Origin of the sequence: Actinophytocola sp. NPDC049390 (assembly GCF_044466355.1) — a bacterium.
Classification (GTDB): domain Bacteria; phylum Actinomycetota; class Actinomycetes; order Mycobacteriales; family Pseudonocardiaceae; genus Actinophytocola.
The window spans coordinates 156,374-173,718 of sequence record NZ_JBITMQ010000018.1; the positions used below are offsets into that span (position 1 = coordinate 156,374).

Here is a 17,345-nt window from a genome sequence, read left to right on the forward strand (position 1 = left end):
CCCAAGGGGAATCCCTAGGAAACGGCCACGTCCACACGGCGCCGTCCACTGTCGAACGGGAGGTACCGCGCCACCGGCGCGACGACACCGTTCTCCGCCGGGAGGAGCGCCTCCGCCCGCACGGGACGGGCGGCCGCACCCCGCCCCCGCGCGGCGATGACGGTTTCGCGCGCCTCGAGGAAGCCGTGGCCGTCGCCGATGCCCGCCCACCGGACACGGGACGGCGTCAGCTCCAGGTCCGCGCCGGGCCACGAGCCGACCGAGACGAGCACGGCCCCGCGATGACGAGCCCGCGCGGACAGCCGGCGGAGGTGGGAGTCGCCCAGACGGGCGGGGTCCACCGCGACGAGGTCCATGCCGTCGAGCAACGCCGCCACGACCGCGGGCAACTGCGCGCCGGGATGCCGGACCAGGGCGAGCCGGTCGACCGCGACGCCGAGCTCCGCCGCCGCGCGCAGGCCGAGATCGGGCAGGCCGACCAGCGCCGCCCACGAACCCGTGTCCGTCGGTGGCGCCAGCAACGCGAACAGGAGCGACGTCGAGCCGCGGACGGACACCGTGACACCCCGCCGCAGTCCGCCCCACGGGAACAGGTCGGCGAGGGCCGGGTGCACGGGTAGCATCCGAGCCCGGTCGTCCGGGGCGGACGCGAGGTCGCTGGCCACTCCCACCGCACCAGAAGCGGCCAGCGACGACGCTGCACCCAACGCCGGCATTCGCACACACCTCACTCCCCCGCCAGGCGCTGCGGGGAAGGCAGCGAACTCGAACGCCTGTTCGATAGTAGCACGGGTCCGGCGTCGAACGCGAGCCCATCCACCGTGTCGCCACTTCGGCTCCGGAAAACAAACCGCGGGTCCCGCGAAAGTGCGGATTTGTCAACGAGCTACAACCAATTGCCGTGAACTTGTCACCGGGCGGACAAACCGTCGGTTTGTTCCGTGCTCCTGTGACATCTCGGAGCCGGGGTTCGATACACGTAGTGCCACCGTTCGACGGCGCGCGGTGGTGATTGGGGGCAGCACATGACGGTCGAGTTCCAGCTCGACAACGCCCTGCCCCGGCCGCTCGCCGAGGTTCTGCGGCCGGAGCTGGCTAGCCTTGCCACGGAGGTCATCGACGAGATACGCGCCAAAATCCCCAACTACGCGCGACCGCTCGACGGCCCGTACGGCAAGTCCATCCAGGCAGGCGTGCACTACGCGCTGACCTTGTTCATCGAACAGATCGCGAATCCCGACGCGTCCGCGCACAAATGCTACGAGGTCCACCAGAAACTCGGCCAGAACGAGATGCGTGAAGGCCGCAGCCTCGACGACCTGCAGGCCGCGTACCGCATCGGCGCACGCGTGTCGTGGCGGCGGGTGATGCGGATCGGCAAGCGGAACGGGCTGTCGTCCGCGGTGATGTCGCAGCTCGCCGACTCCGTGTTCGCCTACATGGACAAGCTCGCGTCGGTCGCGCTCGACGGGTACCTCGAGGCCAAGGCCACCTCGGCGGGCGCGCTGGAGACGTGGCGGCGCCGGCTCCTCGGCATGGTCCTGCAGACCCCGCCCGCGCCGCCCGCCGCGATCGCTGAGCTGGCGCAGCTGATCGGGTGGAGCGTGCCGGAGAAGGCGTCGCCGATCGCCGTCCACACACTGCCCGGCACCGGCCACAACCAGCGCAAACCCACCCTGGAAGCGGACGTGCTCGCCGACCTCGACGGCATCGAGCCGCGACTGCTGGTGCCCGGCGAGGTGACCGACGCGCGGCTCGCGGTGATCCGGGCCGCGCTGCCGCAGTGCCGCCTCGCCATCGGCCCGGCCGTGCGGCTGGACTCGGTCGCGTACGCGTTGCGGTGGGCGCGCAAGGCGTTGACGCTCGCGCAGCAGGGGGTGCTGCCGGACCGGCAGGTGATCCGCTGCGAACAGCACCTGTCGACGGTGCTCGTGCATTCCGACGACCGGCTGCTCACCACCCTGCGGGACCGGCTGCTGGCGCCGTTGCGCGGGCTGACCACCAAGCAGCGGGAACGCATGCTGGAGACGTTGCGGGCGTGGCTGGACGTGCAGGGCAGCGTGCCGGACATGGCGGCGCTGCTGGACGTGCACCCGCAGACCGTGCGCTACCGGATGCGGCAGCTGGAGCAGGCTCTCGGCGCGCTGCTGCACGACCCGCACCAGCGGTTCGAACTGGAACTGGTACTGCGCGCCACCCCACCACGGCGCCGCGACCACGAGGTGGTACTCCCGGCACAGCGCGACCGCCGCTAGTGCTGTGTGCATGATGGTGCCCGTGACCACCGACGAGGAGCGCGAATCGCTGGCACAGGAGTTGCTCCGGCTGAGCCTTCCTGAGCTGGTGGACGTACTTCGCCGTGTGCTGCCCGTGCACGCGGAGCAGGACGGCACGGTGCCCACCACGCTGGCCCTCGCCAAGATCTTCCGGCTACCAGGCCAAGACGGGGCCACGACCGAGCCGCTCATCGAGGCGGTCGCCTGGCCGGACCGGCACCACTACGACGGTGGCTTCGGGCCGGAGCCTGCCAACCACGAGCAGGGCACCTGCCCCGGCTGCGGCCTCGAAGTGGCCGCCACGGCCAAGCGGGCCTTCTGCCCTCTGTGCGGAACGCTCTGCTGGCTCACCTGACGCGAGAAGGACCTCTTCCTCACAGTTGGGTGCGAGGAAGAGGTCCTTCAGCGTGGGTCAGACGACGACGGCCGCGTGCCAGCGGTCCGACAGTTGCTGGCCCTGTGTCGGGGCGAAGTTGCGCGGGGTCTGGAAGCCGCCCAGGTTGGTGACCGGGTCGTTCAGGACCAGGCTGTTCTCGCCGGACGGCGACGGCAGGCCCTGCTTGAGGTTCACCGCGCCGGACAGCAGGCCGAACAGGCCGCAGCCGGTGGCGCCGGGCACCGCGAACGTGGTGTCGGCCTGGGAGGCACCGGACAGCGACAGGTAGCCCATCTCACCGGTCGGGTTCGCGGTGCCGTCCGCGTCGAAGCGCACGAAGCGGGGCGCCGGGCGGGCGGTGTTCGCGGGCTTCAGCAGGATCGGGTTGCTGTTCGAACCGATGTGGCAGTTCGGGTCCAGGAACGGGTTGCTGAGCTTGATCTTCACCGGCAGGGTCACGATCGGCGTGCCGCTGCCCGCGCCGGCGGCGAGGTTGAAGTCCCTCGGCGCACCCGCGGACTGGATGGTCGCGGTGACCCGGTTGAGCGGGCTGTTCTCCACGCGCTCGCAGATGTCGGAGATGACCGGGATGTCGCTCGGGCACATCAGGCCGAGCAGGCCGCCGGGGATCTCGACCGGGGCGCCGATGACCGCGCCGCCCGTCGGGGCCACGACCGAGTACACGCCGCCCTGGTTGAGCACGCCCGCCTGCAGGTCGGTGGCGCCGGTGGTCAGCGTGGTCTCGCCGATCGTGAACGTGCCGGTGGTGGCGCTGGACGACAGGCACAGCGCCGCCACGGTCGCCCCGTCGGCGGCGAGCATGGCGGGGTCGTCGACCGGGCACCGGCTCAGCGGGGCCCACGCGCCCGCGAGCGTGTCGGCCGACGCGGACGTGCCGACCGAGAGCAACGACGCGGCGACCGCCGCGACGGCCACGATAACCGTTCTTCGTATTCGGGACACAGGTCACCTCTCACAGGGGGAACAGCAGATTTCTCCGTCACGCTGGAAAAGCAGGAAAAACGTGGCTCATGGCGCCGGGTACTTCGGGTCCACCGGTTCCGCGGGCGGGCAGCCGCTGTTGTTGCCGGTGACCGCACAGACCGGGCCCTGATAGAGCCGGACATGGTTGCCCGGCCCCGAGATCAGGCCGGTGAGAATGGGGTCGAGGTCCTCGGTGACCCCGCAGCCGCTGAACGGCGGGATCGTCACGGTGCCCATCAGCGGGCCGCCCTTGGTGATCGAGTACTTGTCCGGTCCGCTGTAGGACGCGGTGAACACGGCGTCGATGGGCACCGCGGACCGGCAGTCGGGCCCGACCGGCACGGGAACGCCGTTGACGCGCGCCTCGATGATCTGGGCGGACAGCTTCACGTTGACCTTGGTCAGACCCTCGTACTCACCGGGCCGCCCGGGGATCGGGGTCAGCTTCGACCACTGGTGGACGTCCGCGAGCCCGATCTGGGTCAACTGCATGGTGCCGGTGGCCGGCACGAAACCGAACGCGAAGAACGACCCCGTCGCGGGCGGGTACTTCGGCTCGCCGTCCAGCTCGGGCAGCACGAGCGCGTCCTGGCACCCCACCGGCGGCTTCTCCGGGCACCTGTTGATCATGAGGTTCGTCGCCGCGATGTTGATCGTGCCCGTCGGCTGGTAGACCGCCGCGTCCAGTTTCGCGATGTTGGCGCGCCCGTTCACCTTCGCGCAGAACGGGGTCCGGTACACCGGGGGTGTGTCCGGGAGGCGGTAGCACTCCGGTGGCGGCGGCGCGGCGACGGACGGCGCGGTGGCCGACGGCGCGCCCCGGTCCGGCTGTCCCGGCTCCTCGGGCGCCGGCGACGGGACCCGCTCCGGCGTCCTCGGCGGCGCCCCGACCGGGACGACCGCGAGCTCGGCGGTCTCGGCGGGGTCGAGCACGCAGGTCAGGCCGGCGACGGGTGGCTCGGTCGGCGTGCCGTCCGCGGCGTACCCGGTGATCGCGACGGTCAGGTCGCCCGCGGCGAACGTCACCTGGCCCGCCGAGGGCGGGGTCACCGGCGGGGCGGTGACGGTGCCGCCCAGCACCACGGGGTCGGCGAGCGGCACCGGGTCGGACACCGCCGACCACCTCTCGGGGTGCACGTCGAGCCTGGTCACGGCCGTGACGCTGGCCGCGCCCGGCAGGCCGGCGAGCGCCGTGGCCGGGACCGTCACCGCAAGACCGACGTCGACGGGTTCGACCGGCGCACCGACCACGCCCGCGGCCGGGAGCGTCGCGGTGACCCGCAGCGTGACCGGGCCCGCCTCGCCGCACACGTAGTCGAGCGAGGTGTCGATCACCTGCGGTTCGCCGTGCAGCGGTTCCCGTTGCGCCCCGGCGTTGCCGGGCACGACCACGAGCGAGATCGCCACGCCCGCGATGACCAGCGCCCGTCGGTTCCGCCTCATGTACCCGCCTTTCGGGAGTGTGCGGGGCCTGCCCGGGTGGTTCACCGAGCAGGCCCCGCCGTTCTACGCGCCGGTCACCGTCATGCCGGGAGCACGATCAGCCCGGGGTCGACGACGAAGGTGCCCGCGAACCCGGCCGCCTCGCCCTGGCTGATCAGCCCGAGGCAGTCGTTGGCCGGGTCGACGTAGCTGACCGTCAGCGTCTGGTCCGCCAGTACTTCCAGTTCGTTCGTGTCGTTGTCGAAGGTGGCGTTCACGTAACCGGTGACCGTCGCCTCGCAGGACGGGCCCGAGATGTCCGCATCGATGTTGATGATGCGGCCGGTCGTGAGGCCGCCGCTGTGCGTGTCGCCGTGCAGCTCCCACGTGCCCTGGTGCGTCACCGTGAACGTGAGACCGAACGGGCCGGAGCAGTTGTTGAACTGCGTGCTGCCGGGCGGGAGCGTGGCGATCGGGTCCGGTACGGCGGGGCCGAGGTTCGCCGTACCCGCCGCCGACGCCGAATCGCAGGTCAGCTGGATTCCGGAGGCCGTGGTCAGTACCGTCACGCCTGCCTGGCCGGTGAAGTTCCCGCCCGTGCCACCGTCGTCCCGCGCGACGTTCCACGTCGCGGGCAGCGCCGAGGCGGTCCCAGCGATGACGGTCGTCGCGACCAGAGCCACCCCGGTGGCAATGGCGCCAATCAATCGTCCGCGCATGTGCTCGTTCCTTTCCGTGGGGATTACTACGGAAGGCAATTTCGGCTTTTCGAAGCCCTCGCACAAAAGACGTTACCTGCCAGTAACAGCTATCGCAATTGCCTGCCATAAAGGATCATGTCTATTTTTCTCCATTCTTCTGAATGAACAGTCCGGGTCAATTTTCTTGTCACTTCGTGATAATTCAGCGGGGCGCCATGTCGGTTATCACCCAATGTCCGCCCTCGCGTTTGGCGGTCACGGACAACTGCGCTGCCGCGGCGTTCGTGGTGTTCGTGTCGACACGGGTCGCGGACTGGTCGAGGAACACCAGCAGCCGGGCCCGGTCACCGTCCAGCGACTGCACGGCCGAATGGACGACACGGGTGGTGAGCACGAGTTTCTGGCCGGGCGCCTTGTCCCGCACCTCGGCGAACAACCTGTCGTAGGTCTCGAGCGCCTCGCCGCGGAGCACCGCGTCGGCGGCCTGCTCGGTCACCTCGGTCTTGTCGTAGGAATACGAGAAGATCTGGTTGAGCGCGCTCGTGACCGCGGCGCTCACCTCCGCGGTGCGGCCCGTGTCGACCAGCGCGCTGTTCTGCGCGGCACCGGCGGAACGCAGGTCGTTCGCGGCGACGAGCGCCCACGTCCCGGCACCGGTCAGCAGCGCGGCGAGCACGCCGAGCGCCACCACGACCCGGCGCGGCCGGAAGAACCCGGTCGGCTCCGGCGGACCGGGCTCCTCCTCCGGCGGGTCGACCTCGGTGTCGACCACGTCCTCCTCGTCGAGCTGTGCGGTCATCGTTCCCCCAACGGCACCTGGTCCAGGGCGGACAGCTTCCACTCACCGTCCACACGCGACATCCCGGCGACGAACCGGTTGCGTTTCGACGCGGGCGGCGAACCGTCCTTGGCGGTCGAGATCTCCACGGACACCAGCAACTTCGCCGCCCCGGCCCGGGTGTCCAGCTCGCTGACGGCCGCGTCGAGCACCCGGCCGGTGGCGACCGTGGCGTTGTCCGTCAATTGCCTGCGGACCGTGGCGTCGGTGGCGGCGAGCTCGTCGCGCAGCGCGCCGGTCGAGACCGCGAGCCACTTGTCGATGCCGCCGTCGACGTCGTGGTAGTCCAACGTGGTCAGCGTGGCCACGTGCGTGCGGCCCGCGGCCAGCACCTCGTCGCGGGCGGTGGCGTAGGCCAGCGAGTCGTCCCGCGACGCCTGCCACCAGGTCCAGCCACCCCACCCGGCGAACGCGAGCGCCAGCACGACGACACCGAGCATCACCTTCACTTGCCGAGCCACAACAACTCCTCCAGGTCGGAGACCAGCGCGAGGTCCGGCGCGCCGAGCGGGCCGGGCAGCCGGGCACCGCCACCGGGCACCGCGGGGGTCGGCACCCCGTTGTCCGGCACGTTCTGCGAGCCGCGGACCAGCCGTGGGTCGCCGTACGGGAGCGTGCACGCGGTCGAGAGGTCCAGCGGCGCGGGCGTGACGTCCTCGCCCGGCCGGTGCGGCGTGTCGTACCCGGACACGCACGGCATCGGGTCCCCGAAGTTGAGGACGATCGACAGGTTCCCGCTCTCCGGCGTGATCGACGTCGAGGTGGCGGCGACCGCCTTCGGCACGTTCACGAACAGCTGTCGCATGCCCGCGATCCGCGACTCGAAGATCTCCGACGTGGTCACCAGGTTCGCCACCAGCACCGACAGGCCCGGGTTGGTGTCGGTCAGCAGCGCGGACAGCTGGGTGGCGGCGGCGGGCGCGGCGCCGATCAGCTCACGCAGGTCGCCGTCGGCGTTCGCCAGCTCGTCCGCGAACAGCTTCGCGTTGCCCGCGAACGACCGCCAGGCGTCCGACGAGTCCAGCTGTGTGCGCAGCACGATCGCGCCGTCGTCGATCAGCTTCGTGGTCTGCGGCAGGTGCCTGCCCGCCTCGTCGGTGAACGAGATGGTCGAGTCGACCAGCAGGCTCAGGCTCGGACCGGTGTCGTTCATCGCCGTGTACAGCTCGTCGACCACCACGCGCAGCGACTCGGTCGGCACCGACCGGTTGAAGTCGGACAGGTTGCCGAGCAGCGTGGTGACCGGCATCGGCACGGTCGTCGACTCCTTCGGGATCACCGCCCCGTCCTCGAGGTACGGCCCGCCGTCACCGCGTGGCTGCAGGTCGACGTACTGCTCACCGATCGCGGACCGGTTCGCCACCACGGCCGAGCTGTCGACCGGGACACGGGGCGCGTCCTCGTCGAGCAGGAGGTCGGCCTCCATGCCGTCGTCGGTGAGCCGTAGCTCGCCGACCCGGCCGATCGCCACGCCGCGGTAGGTGACCTCGCTGTTGGTGAACAGGCCGCCGCCGTCGTCGAGCTGCAGCCGCACGGTGTATGTGCCACTGCCGAAGAGCCGGTCGAGCCCGGCGTAGTTGGCGCCGACGAACGCGACCGCCGCCAGCGCGAGCACCACGAACGCGAGCACCTGCACCCGCACCGTTCTCGTCAGCATCAGTTGCCCCCTTCCGGGATCGGCAGGGGCGGGAGCGGATCCGTGAACTCCGGATAGACCTGCATGGAGAAGAAGACGTTGATGTAGTCGCCCTTCGTCGCGTCGAGGACCGCGTCGGTGAACGGGAACGTGGGCAGGATCTCCAGTGCCCGAGGCAGGTCCTGGCCCGCGTCGGCGAGCCGGTTGAGCACCGGGGCGAGCGCCGTCAGGTCGGCGACCATGTCGTCGCGGCTGCGTTCGATCGTGTCGACGGCGACGTCCGAGAGCGTGTCGAGCGACTGCAGCATGGTGACGAGCGCGCTGCGCTGCTCGGTCAGCGCCCGCAGACCGGGCGTGAGGTCGGTGAGCGCGCCGCGGATCTGCTCGTTGCGGCCCGCGAGCGTGGCCGACAGCTGGTTGAGCCCGTCGAGCGCGGTCGTGATGTCCCCGCGGTGCGCGTCGAGGTGCGTCACCAGTTCGTCCACGTTGGCCAGGAAGGCCTTGATCTCCGGTTCGTTGCCGGACAACGCCTTGCTCAGCTCCTGGTTGATGGTCCGCAGCTGGCCGATGCCGCCGCCGTTGAGCAGCAGCGACAGCGCGCCGAAGACCTCCTCGACCTCGGTGTGCCGGTTCGTGCGGTCGGCGGTGATCACCGCGCCGTCGGCCAGCTTCTCCTGGTTGGTGCTGCCCACCGGGGCCGCCAGCTCGACGAACTTCTCGCCCAGCAGGCTCGACTGGCGCAGGCTCGCGGTCGCGTCGGACGGCAGCCGGACGTCACCGTTGACGGCGACCACGACCTGCGGCGTCCACCGGTCCGCACCGCCCAGTTCGATCGACTCGACCCGGCCGACGACCACGTCGTTGACCTTCACCGCGGCGTGCGGCACGAGGTCGAGCACGTCGGCGAACTCGACGGTGACGCGGTACGGGTGGTCGCCGAGGTCCGCGCCGCCGGGCAGCGGCAGGTCGTAGATGCCGCTCGTGCCGGTCGAGGTGCACCCGGCGAGCGCGAGCACCGCGGCACACGCGGCGAGGATGCGTTTCATGCCGCCCCCTCGCAGGCTCCGGGGCGCCGCGGTGCTCGGTCATTCGCTCCGCAAGCTCTGCTCATCGCGGACCCTCCAACGGCACGCCGTCCGTGAACGGCAGCGGTACGGCAGGTGCCTGCGGGTCGGCCAGGTACTCCAGCAGCAGCCCGCGGCCCTCCAGCGTGCCCGTCACCGGGTTGAACGCCTCCACCACGTTCGTCGCCGCGATCGGCACCACGTCGAGTGCCTCGGCGACCGACGCGCGGTTGTCCACCAGCAGCTGCGTCGTCCGCGCCAGCTTGTCCACATTGGACTTGATGGCGGCGCGGTTGTCGCGGATGAACGCCTGGATGTCGGCCAGCGCCCCCGCGAGCGTGTTCAGCGCGGTGGACAGCTCGTCGCGGTCGGCCGACAGGGTCCGCCACACCTGGTCGAGCTGGTTGTTCACGCCGCGGACCTGCTGGTCGTTGGTGGCGAGCATGGTCGTGAACTTCTGCAGCTCGTCGACCGTGCCGAACAGGTCACCCGCGGAGCCGGACAGCGTGCGCGCGGCCTCGGCGAAGTTGCGGACGCTCTCGTTGAACGCCTTGCCGTTGCCCTCCAGGTTCGCCGCACCCGTGTCGAGCAGCTCCGACAACGCGCCGTCCGAGTTCGCTCCGTCCGGGCCCAGCGCCGTGACCAGCGTGTTCAGGCTCGCGTACAGCTCGTCCAGCTCGACCGGGGTCGCGGTACGTTCCTCCGGGATCACGGCGCCGTCGGCGATCACCGGGCCGCCGCGGCTCAGGTCGGTGAGCTGCACGTACCGGTCGGACACGACGCTCGGCGCGACCACCACCGCCTTGGTGTCCGGGGACACGCCGACCTCGTCGTCCACGGTGAACACGACCTCGACCCGGGCCCCGCGCGGGGTCACCGACTCCACCGCGCCGACCCGCACACCGAGCACCTGCACGTCCGAGCCCGCGTACACGCCCACCGCACGGGAGAAGTACGCGGTGATCCGTTTCTGGTCGTCGCCGCCGAACACCCACCACAGCACGCCCGCGGTGACCACGCCGACCACCAGGCTCAGCGCGACGATCCGGCCGATGCGGCGACCCATCCTCGTCTCGGTCACCGGGGCCCCCCTTCCGGCAGCGGCGGCGGGAGGCACGGTTCGCGGTTCTCCGGAACCAGCCCGCAGACGTAGGTGTCGATCCAGCGCCCGCTGCCGGTCGTGTTGTTGATCAGCCGGAAGTACGGGCCCGCGAGCTTCAGGCCGCGGTCGAGCTGGTCGCCGTACTTCGTGAGCACGTCCGTGACCACGTCGAGCTGTTCGAGCGCCGGCGCGAGCTGCTCCTGGTTGTCCGCCACCAGACCGGACAGCTCCCGCGCGAGGTCCGTGGTGCCGGTGAGCAGCTTGTGGATCGCGTCCCGCCGGTTCGACAGCTCGGTCAGCAGCAGCTCCCCGTCGTCGAGGAGCTTGTCGAACTCCTCATTGGTGCCGGCGAGCGTCGAGGTGATCCGGCGGGTGTTGCCGAGCAGCTCGGCGAGCTGGTCGTCACGCGAGGAGATGGTGTGGGACAACGCGGTCAGACCGTCCAGTGCGGACTTCACGTGCTCCGGCGAGTCGGCGAACGTGTCGGAGATGGTGCGGAAGCTCTGCGCGAGCAGGTCGGTGTCGATGGCGCCCGCGGTGTCGGCGAGCCCCTCGAACGCCTGCGTCACGTCGTAGGGCGTGACCGTGCGGTCCAGCCCGATCCGCACGTCCGGGTCCTGCTCGCTGTCACCGGTCGGGTGCAGGGCGAGGAACTTGCGGCCCAGCAACGTCTTGATCTTGATGGCGGCGGTGCTGTGGTCGCCGACCCACGTGTCCTCGACGCGGAAGGTCACCAGCACCCGGTCCACATCCAGCCCGACGTCGGTCACCTCGCCGACCTTGATGCCCGCCACCCGCACCTCGTCGTCCGGGCGCAGCCCCGCGGCCTCGGAGAACTCCGCCTCGTACGTGGTGCCGTTGATGCCGGGCAGGTCGGGCCAGAAGTACACGAGCGCGGCGAGTCCGAGCAGCACCACGGTGCCGATGACACCGATCGGCCCCGGTCTGCGTTCACGGAAGGACTTCACGAGTCACACCTCGGCGCGTCGTTCTCGTAGTTCTGCTTCGGGAACTGCGGCACGACCGCCTCGCACAGGTAGAAGTTGAGCCACGACCCGTACGACGCGGTGCGGCCGACGGCCTCGAACTTGGCGGGGGTCGCGGTGAGGAACCGCTCCAGGTCCTCCTGCCCGGTGACCAGGTTCGACGCGAGCATCCCCAGCCCGGAGACGCTCTCCTTGAGCGGTTCCCGGGCCTGGTCGAGCAGCCCGGCCGTGGCGCCGGTCAGCTCGGCCATGCCCTCGATCGCGTCTCCGATCGCGGCCCGGTCGCCCGCGAGGCCCGACACCAGCCGCTGCAACGTGCCGACCAATGTGGACAGTGCGTCGCCCTGGCCGTTGATGTTGGCGAGCACCGAGTTCAGGTTCCTGATCACGTCGCCGATGACCTTGTCGCGGTTGGCGAGCGTGGTGGTGAGCGAACCGGTGTGCGCGAGCAGCGAGTCGACCGTGCCGCCCTCGCCCTGCAGGACCTGGACGATCTCGCCGGACAGCTCGTTGACGTCCTCCGGCGACAGCGCCTGGAACAGCGGCTTGAATCCGTTGAACAGGTCGGTCAGGTCGAGCGCCGGCCGGGTCCGGTCGAGCGGGATCTCGGCGCCTTCCGCCAGGAGCGCGCCGGAGAGCTTCTCGCCGCGTTCGAGCGCGATGTACCGCTGGCCGACCATGTTGCGGTACTTGATGGTCGCGGTGACGTCGGCGGGCAGCGCCTTGGACCTGTCGACCGAGAACGTGACGAGAGCCAGGTGACCGTCCACAACGGACATGCTGTCGACCTGGCCGACGCGGACGCCGTGGATGCGCACGTCGTCGCCCGGGTTGAGTGACGTGACGTCGGTGAACCGGGCCGAGTAGCTCAGCGTGTCACCGATGTTCGTGTTGCCGATCGACACGGCGAGCACGGCGGTCGCGACGCCGGTCACCAACACGAAGATCAGGCCCTTGATCAGTGGGGCGGCGAGTTTCCTCATCGCAGCGTCACCTCCGTGCCGCGGTAGAGCGGTCCGACGAGCACGCTGGACCAGCCCGGTACCTCACCGACCACCGGCGCCAGCAGCGTGCCGATCAGTTCCCGTTCCTGCGGCGAGTTCGGCAGCCCCAGGTCGCCGCCCGCCAGCAGCGGGTGTCCCGCGTCGCCGACGGGTGCGGCGACGACACCGCCCGTCGGCGCGACCCCGCTCGGGTAGCAGCGCGGACCGCCCGTCGCGTCGTACACCGGGTCGTCGCGCCCGGGCACGTACTTGCCGGGGTCCGGGGTGACGATCAGTTCGACGTGCATGCCCGGCTCCGCCGTGCCCTTGCCGAGCACCTTGTCCATTGAGGACGTGAGGTCGGTGAGCGCCTCCAGCGTGCACGGGAAGCTCGGCGAGTACTCGGCGGCGAGCTCCAGCGGCGCCCTGCTCGACGCGGCCAGCCTGATGAGGTTGTCCTTGTTGTTGCGCAGGAACAGCGTCACGTCCTGCGAGGACCGCGTGACCTGCGCGTACAGGTCGGTCAGCTGGACGCGCTGGTCGGCGACCGTGTTGAGGGTGACCGACGAGTCGGTGAGCGAGTCCAGCAGGTCGGGCGCGATGTCGCCGTACAGCTCGGTGACCTCCGCCAGGTCACGCAGGTCCTCGGTGAGCGTCGGCAGGTTGGGGTTGAACTCCTCCAGGTACGCGGCGGTGCTGACCATCGCCTGGCCCAGCTCCTCGCCGCGACCCTCCAGCGCCGTCGCGATCGCGGTGAGCGTGGTGGCGAGCTTCTCCGGCTGCACCGCCTTCAGCACCGGCATGAGGTCGTCGAACACGCGCTCCAGCTCGATCGCGTTCCGCGACCGGTCCTGGCGGATCACGTCGCCCTCGGCGAGCGGCGCCGCGTTCGAGCCGTCCGGAATGGACAGTTGCACGTACCGCTCACCGAACAGCGTCTTCGGGATCAGCAACGCCGTGACGTCCTTCGGAAGACGTTGCAGCGCCTCGGGTCTCATCGCCAGCTCGACCCGCGCGCCGTCCTGCCCGGCGTGCACCGCCCGGACGTCGCCGACGACCACGCCGCGCGCCTTGACCTCGGACGCCTTGTTGAGCTGGTTGCCGATCCGGTCGGCCTCGAGCGTCACGAGCACGTCGTCGGAGAACTCCTCCTGGTACACCTGCACGGCAAGCCAGGCGAGCACGGCCATGACGAGCAGGAACACGAGCCCCGCCGATCTCCTGACCACCTTGTTGGTCATGGCCGCTCCTCGCAGGCTCCGAGCGGCCACGGTGCCCGTTGATTCGCTCCGCAAGCTCCGCTCATCCCGCCACCTGCACCGTCGTGGTGGCGCCCCACAGCGCGAGGCTCAGGAACAGGTCGATCACGTTGACCGCGACCAGTGACGTGCGGACGGAACGACCGACCGCGACACCCACACCGGCGGGCCCACCGGTGGCGCGGAACCCGTAGTAGCAGTGCGCCAGCACCACGACCACGCTGAACACCAGCACCTTGCCGAACGAGTAGAGCACGTCGATCGGCGGTAAGAAGAGGTGGAAGTAGTGGTCATAGGTGCCCGCGGACTGGCCGAAGAACCAGATCGTCACCTGCCTGGACGCGATGTAGGAGGTCAGCAGGCCGATCGCGTACAGCGGGATGATCGCGAGGAACCCGGCGATGATCCGGGTGGTGACGAGGTACGGGATGCTCGGCACCCCCATGACCTCGAGCGCGTCGATCTCCTCGGAGATCCGCATGGCGCCCAGCTGTGCCGTGAACCCGCAGCCGACCGTGGCCGACAGCGCGATGCCGGCGACGAGCGGCGCGATCTCGCGGGTGTTGAAGTAGGCGGAGATGAACCCGGCGAGCGCGGGCGTGCCGACCTGGTTGAGCGCCGAGTAGCCCTGCAGGCCGACGACGACGCCGGTGAACGCGGTCATGCCGACCATCACGCCGATCGTGCCGCCGATGACCGCGAGCGCCCCGGAGCCGAAGCTGACCTCGGCCATCAGCCGCATGATCTCCCGGCCGTAGCGCCGGATCGCACGCGGGACCCATGCGATCGCCTTGAGGAAGAAGAAGATCTGGTCGCCGAGGACGTCGAGGAACGTGAACCGGCGGTCGACCGCCGTGAGCACCCGGTTCGGGGCCTTGGGTCTGTCGTCCAGGAGCGCCATGACTCACGCCCCCTTCGGCGGCACGACCTGCAGGTACAGCGTCGTGAGGATCAGGTTGAGCAGGAACAGGAGCAGGAACGTGATCACCACGGACTGGTTGACCGCGTCCCCGACGCCCTTCGGGCCGCGGCCCGGGTTGAGGCCGCGGTAGGAGGCGACCACACCGGCGACGAACCCGAAGATCACGGCCTTGATCTCGGAGATCCACAGGTCCGGCAGCTGTGCCAGCGCGGAGAAGCTCGCCAGGTAGGCACCCGGCGTGCCACCCTGCATGATCACGTTGAAGAAGTAGCCGCCGAGCACGCCGACCACGGACACGAGGCCGTTGAGGAACGCGGCGACCCCCATCGCGGCGAGCACCCGCGGCACGATCAGGCGCTGGACCGGGTTGACGCCCAGCACCTCCATCGCGTCGATCTCCTCGCGGATCGTGCGGGAGCCGAGGTCGGCGCACATGGCCGAACCGCCCGCCCCGGCGATGAGCAGCGCGGTCACCACCGGGCTGGCCTGCTGGATGATCGCGAGCACGCTCGCCGCACCAGTGAACGACTGCGCGCCGATCTGCTGGGTCAGCGAGCCGAGGTGCAGCGCGATGACCGCGCCGAACGGGATCGACACGAGTGCCGCGGGCAGCAGCGAGACGCTGGCGATGAACCAGAACTGGCCGATGAACTCGCGGAACTGGAAGGGCCGCTTCGGGATGCAGCGGACGACGTCGAGCCCGAGCGCGTAGAGCCTGCCGGTCTCCCGCATCGCGGCGGCGCCGGGGAAGGTGCTCCTCGTGCTCATCTCGTCGGTGTCCCGATGCCGTAGCGGAGCCGGTCCTCGACGTCCAGGCTGGACAGGATGCCGTGCCGCGCGGCGGGCGGCAGCGTGTGGATGATGCGCATGACGCGGTCCTTGCGGCGGCGCACCGCCTCCCGGTACGGCAGGCCGGGCGTCGGCCGCAGCTGCGGCACCACCCCGCGAACGTCCTCTGTGGACCCGTCGTGGTGCCCGGCGTCGGCGTGCGCCCGTTCCGCGGCCATCGTGGCCTCGTCCTTCTCCTCCGACATGCCGATCGGCCCGATGCGCGACCCGTTGAGGAACTGCTTGACCGCGGGCACCTCGCTCGTGAGCAGCACCTCGCGAGGTCCGAACATGACCAGCTCGCGGCGGAACAGCATGCCGATGTTGTCGGGCACGGTCCGCGCGAGGTTGATGTTGTGGGAGACGATCATGATGGTGGCGTCGACCTGCGCGTTGAGGTCGATGAGCAACTGGGAGATGTAGGAGGTGCGGACCGGGTCGAGCCCCGAGTCGGGCTCGTCGACCAGGATGATCTGGGGGTCCAGCACGAGCGCGCGGGCGAGCCCCGCGCGTTTGCGCATACCGCCGGAGATCTCACCGGGGAGTTTGCGTTCCGCACCCGCGAGACCGACCATGTCCATCTTGCCGAGGACGATGCCCTTGATTTCGGTCTCGCTCTTCTTGGTGTGCTCACGCAACGGGAAGGCGATGTTGTCGTAGAGGTTCATGGAACCGAACAACGCGCCGTCCTGGAACAGCACCCCGAATAACTTGCGGGTTTCGTAGAGCTGGTGTTCGGAACACCTGACCAGGTCGATCCCGTTGATGAGGATCTTACCCGAATCGGGTTTGAGCAACCCGATCAGGCACTTCAGGAAGACGGATTTCCCGGTACCCGACGGGCCGAGCATGACGCTCACCTCACCGGCGGGCAGCGTGAGCGTGACGTCGTGCCAGATCCGCTGGTTCCCGAAGGACTTGGAGAGGTCCTCGACCACGACCTCGACTCCCAACACACACCTCCATTGGTGCCAAGGCCGCTTATCTACTGGCGAGTACGCTAACGACGGCCACTCTGACAGGCAACAATCCGCTGATTTTTCTGATCGCCGTGACAATTACCGGCGGCGGATTTGTGGAGATGTGAGCGAAAACCTGACTACTCCGCCATTCGGCCCATTCCGATGAGCGAAACGGCGTTCATGCGGTCCACCTTACGGTCGCGGAGGAGATCGAGGAAGCGGGTACGCACCTGCGGAAGGAGGCTTTCCGGCAGCCCGTTCAGACGAATCCGCATGGCCGATCCCATGACGATTGCCCACGAGGTGGTGTCGTCGAGCGGCATGCTGTGTTCGAAGGTGACAACGCGGACGTCGTCGAGCCCGAGCCCGGTGAGCCAGTCGCGGAGCTTGCCGGGGGTGCTGATCCGCTCCGCGGGCCCACGCCCGAGCCGCGGCTTGGGGTCCCCGCCCGCCGCGACGACGGCGTCGCCGAGGATCTCGGGCACGGGCGAGATGGCGTGCTCGTCCCAGGTGGTGACGACGAACCGGCCGCCGGGCTTGACGAGGCTCGCGAGGCGCGCGGCGGCGGTGTCCATCTCCGGCAGGAAGAAGACCCCGAACACGCACTGGACGACGTCGTAGCCGGTGGTGGCCCACCCCGTGGCGTCGGCGTGGGTGAAGGTCAGCTGGGGCAGGTCACGCGCGTTCGCCCGCCCCTGCTCCAGGAGCCGTTCGGCGAGGTCGATGGCGTCGACGTGCCCGCCGGCCCCGACCGCACGGGCGGCGGGGATGGCGGAGGCCCCGGCACCACAACAGACGTCGAGCACCCGGTCCCCGGGCCGCAGCCCCGCCTCGGCGACGGTCGCCGCCCCGATCGGGTTCCAGAGCACCGGCCCCAGCACCGCGAACTCGTCCTGCCCGGCGTCGAACACGTCCCCAAGATCGCTCATACCCAGAACCTACGCGCACCGGGCGCTCGATGCCCTGCCAGAACAGCGGGCGCGACCTGGTCAGGCGCGTCGCTTGG

At 70.0% G+C, this 17,345-nt stretch carries 18 protein-coding genes; 2 read left to right on the plus strand and 16 right to left on the minus strand.

All coding sequences use genetic code 11. The annotated features are described in order from the left end of the window. Positions 1–14 precede the first annotated feature (14 nt). On the minus strand, positions 15–716 hold the full coding sequence (locus ACIBVP_RS38870) for a hypothetical protein (RefSeq protein WP_396111503.1): 702 nt from the start codon (positions 714–716) through the stop codon (positions 15–17). 309 nt (positions 717–1,025) lie between these two features. On the opposite strand from ACIBVP_RS38870, the gene ACIBVP_RS38875 reads away from it, so the two are divergent. After that, positions 1,026–2,255: a helix-turn-helix domain-containing protein gene (locus tag ACIBVP_RS38875; RefSeq protein WP_396111504.1), complete on the plus strand. Its 1,230-nt coding sequence runs from the start codon at positions 1,026–1,028 to the stop codon at positions 2,253–2,255. A 22-nt stretch (positions 2,256–2,277) separates the two neighbouring features. Beyond that, positions 2,278–2,631: a hypothetical protein gene (locus tag ACIBVP_RS38880; protein WP_396111505.1), complete on the plus strand. Its 354-nt coding sequence runs from the start codon at positions 2,278–2,280 to the stop codon at positions 2,629–2,631. A 57-nt stretch (positions 2,632–2,688) separates the two neighbouring features. Here ACIBVP_RS38880 and ACIBVP_RS38885 read toward each other — a convergent pair whose 3' ends face one another. The 15 genes from ACIBVP_RS38885 to ACIBVP_RS38955 form a co-directional block, all read right to left on the minus strand. After that, positions 2,689–3,588, minus strand: a complete 900-nt coding sequence (locus ACIBVP_RS38885; protein WP_396111506.1) for a hypothetical protein — start codon at positions 3,586–3,588, stop codon at positions 2,689–2,691. A 93-nt stretch (positions 3,589–3,681) separates the two neighbouring features. Next, positions 3,682–5,079 carry a DUF6801 domain-containing protein gene (locus ACIBVP_RS38890; RefSeq protein ID WP_396111507.1) on the minus strand — a complete coding sequence of 466 codons (1,398 nt, stop codon included), beginning with the start codon at positions 5,077–5,079 and terminating at the stop codon, positions 3,682–3,684. A gap of 80 nt (positions 5,080–5,159) precedes the next feature. After that, entirely contained in the window at positions 5,160–5,777 is a 618-nt protein-coding gene (locus ACIBVP_RS38895) for a hypothetical protein (protein WP_396111508.1), read from the minus strand. Between the two features lie 184 nt (positions 5,778–5,961). Then, positions 5,962–6,558, minus strand: coding sequence for a hypothetical protein (locus ACIBVP_RS38900; protein ID WP_396111509.1), 597 nt, complete (start codon positions 6,556–6,558; stop codon positions 5,962–5,964). Further along, positions 6,555–7,058, minus strand: coding sequence for a hypothetical protein (locus ACIBVP_RS38905; protein WP_396111510.1), 504 nt, complete (start codon positions 7,056–7,058; stop codon positions 6,555–6,557). Before ACIBVP_RS38905 ends, ACIBVP_RS38900 begins: the two co-directional genes overlap by 4 nt. Further along, the gene (locus tag ACIBVP_RS38910) at positions 7,043–8,254 is read right to left on the minus strand and encodes an MCE family protein (protein ID WP_396111511.1); all 1,212 of its coding nucleotides are present in this window, start codon (positions 8,252–8,254) and stop codon (positions 7,043–7,045) included. Before ACIBVP_RS38910 ends, ACIBVP_RS38905 begins: the two co-directional genes overlap by 16 nt. Beyond that, entirely contained in the window at positions 8,254–9,279 is a 1,026-nt protein-coding gene (locus tag ACIBVP_RS38915; protein ID WP_396111512.1) for an MCE family protein, read from the minus strand. The genes ACIBVP_RS38910 and ACIBVP_RS38915 overlap by 1 nt, the downstream gene beginning before the upstream one ends. A 61-nt stretch (positions 9,280–9,340) precedes the next feature. After that, positions 9,341–10,363 carry an MCE family protein gene (locus tag ACIBVP_RS38920; protein ID WP_396111561.1) on the minus strand — a complete coding sequence of 341 codons (1,023 nt, stop codon included), beginning with the start codon at positions 10,361–10,363 and terminating at the stop codon, positions 9,341–9,343. Positions 10,364–10,374: 11 nt separating this feature from the next. Continuing rightward, positions 10,375–11,367 (minus strand): MCE family protein, encoded by a 993-nt coding sequence (locus tag ACIBVP_RS38925; protein ID WP_396111513.1) that lies wholly within the window; start codon positions 11,365–11,367, stop codon positions 10,375–10,377. Next, positions 11,364–12,368 carry an MCE family protein gene (locus ACIBVP_RS38930; RefSeq protein WP_396111514.1) on the minus strand — a complete coding sequence of 335 codons (1,005 nt, stop codon included), beginning with the start codon at positions 12,366–12,368 and terminating at the stop codon, positions 11,364–11,366. The genes ACIBVP_RS38925 and ACIBVP_RS38930 overlap by 4 nt, the downstream gene beginning before the upstream one ends. Continuing rightward, positions 12,365–13,609: an MCE family protein gene (locus tag ACIBVP_RS38935; RefSeq protein WP_396111516.1), complete on the minus strand. Its 1,245-nt coding sequence runs from the start codon at positions 13,607–13,609 to the stop codon at positions 12,365–12,367. The genes ACIBVP_RS38930 and ACIBVP_RS38935 overlap by 4 nt, the downstream gene beginning before the upstream one ends. A 61-nt stretch (positions 13,610–13,670) precedes the next feature. Then, positions 13,671–14,528, minus strand: a complete 858-nt coding sequence (locus ACIBVP_RS38940; RefSeq protein WP_396111517.1) for an MlaE family ABC transporter permease — start codon at positions 14,526–14,528, stop codon at positions 13,671–13,673. Positions 14,529–14,531: 3 nt separating this feature from the next. After that, positions 14,532–15,317: an MlaE family ABC transporter permease gene (locus ACIBVP_RS38945; protein ID WP_396111518.1), complete on the minus strand. Its 786-nt coding sequence runs from the start codon at positions 15,315–15,317 to the stop codon at positions 14,532–14,534. Continuing rightward, on the minus strand, positions 15,314–16,330 hold the full coding sequence (locus ACIBVP_RS38950; protein ID WP_396111562.1) for an ABC transporter ATP-binding protein: 1,017 nt from the start codon (positions 16,328–16,330) through the stop codon (positions 15,314–15,316). Before ACIBVP_RS38950 ends, ACIBVP_RS38945 begins: the two co-directional genes overlap by 4 nt. A 146-nt stretch (positions 16,331–16,476) precedes the next feature. Further along, positions 16,477–17,268, minus strand: coding sequence for a class I SAM-dependent methyltransferase (locus tag ACIBVP_RS38955; RefSeq protein WP_396111519.1), 792 nt, complete (start codon positions 17,266–17,268; stop codon positions 16,477–16,479). Positions 17,269–17,345: the final 77 nt, after the last annotated feature.

What these genes read in the sequence shown, in the direction of transcription:
- ACIBVP_RS38945 (WP_396111518.1), bottom strand. Translation starts at nt 15,317, where the DNA reads ATGAGCACGAGGAGCACCTTCCCCGGCGCCGCCGCGATGCGGGAGACC.
- ACIBVP_RS38875 (WP_396111504.1), top strand. Translation starts at nt 1,026, where the DNA reads ATGACGGTCGAGTTCCAGCTCGACAACGCCCTGCCCCGGCCGCTCGCC.
- ACIBVP_RS38910 (WP_396111511.1), bottom strand. Translation starts at nt 8,254, where the DNA reads ATGCTGACGAGAACGGTGCGGGTGCAGGTGCTCGCGTTCGTGGTGCTC.
- ACIBVP_RS38955 (WP_396111519.1), bottom strand. Translation starts at nt 17,268, where the DNA reads ATGAGCGATCTTGGGGACGTGTTCGACGCCGGGCAGGACGAGTTCGCG.
- ACIBVP_RS38940 (WP_396111517.1), bottom strand. Translation starts at nt 14,528, where the DNA reads ATGGCGCTCCTGGACGACAGACCCAAGGCCCCGAACCGGGTGCTCACG.
- ACIBVP_RS38895 (WP_396111508.1), bottom strand. Translation starts at nt 5,777, where the DNA reads ATGCGCGGACGATTGATTGGCGCCATTGCCACCGGGGTGGCTCTGGTC.
- ACIBVP_RS38890 (WP_396111507.1), bottom strand. Translation starts at nt 5,079, where the DNA reads ATGAGGCGGAACCGACGGGCGCTGGTCATCGCGGGCGTGGCGATCTCG.
- ACIBVP_RS38920 (WP_396111561.1), bottom strand. Translation starts at nt 10,363, where the DNA reads ATGGGTCGCCGCATCGGCCGGATCGTCGCGCTGAGCCTGGTGGTCGGC.
- ACIBVP_RS38935 (WP_396111516.1), bottom strand. Translation starts at nt 13,609, where the DNA reads ATGACCAACAAGGTGGTCAGGAGATCGGCGGGGCTCGTGTTCCTGCTC.
- ACIBVP_RS38915 (WP_396111512.1), bottom strand. Translation starts at nt 9,279, where the DNA reads ATGAAACGCATCCTCGCCGCGTGTGCCGCGGTGCTCGCGCTCGCCGGG.
- ACIBVP_RS38930 (WP_396111514.1), bottom strand. Translation starts at nt 12,368, where the DNA reads ATGAGGAAACTCGCCGCCCCACTGATCAAGGGCCTGATCTTCGTGTTG.
- ACIBVP_RS38870 (WP_396111503.1), bottom strand. Translation starts at nt 716, where the DNA reads ATGCCGGCGTTGGGTGCAGCGTCGTCGCTGGCCGCTTCTGGTGCGGTG.
- ACIBVP_RS38900 (WP_396111509.1), bottom strand. Translation starts at nt 6,558, where the DNA reads ATGACCGCACAGCTCGACGAGGAGGACGTGGTCGACACCGAGGTCGAC.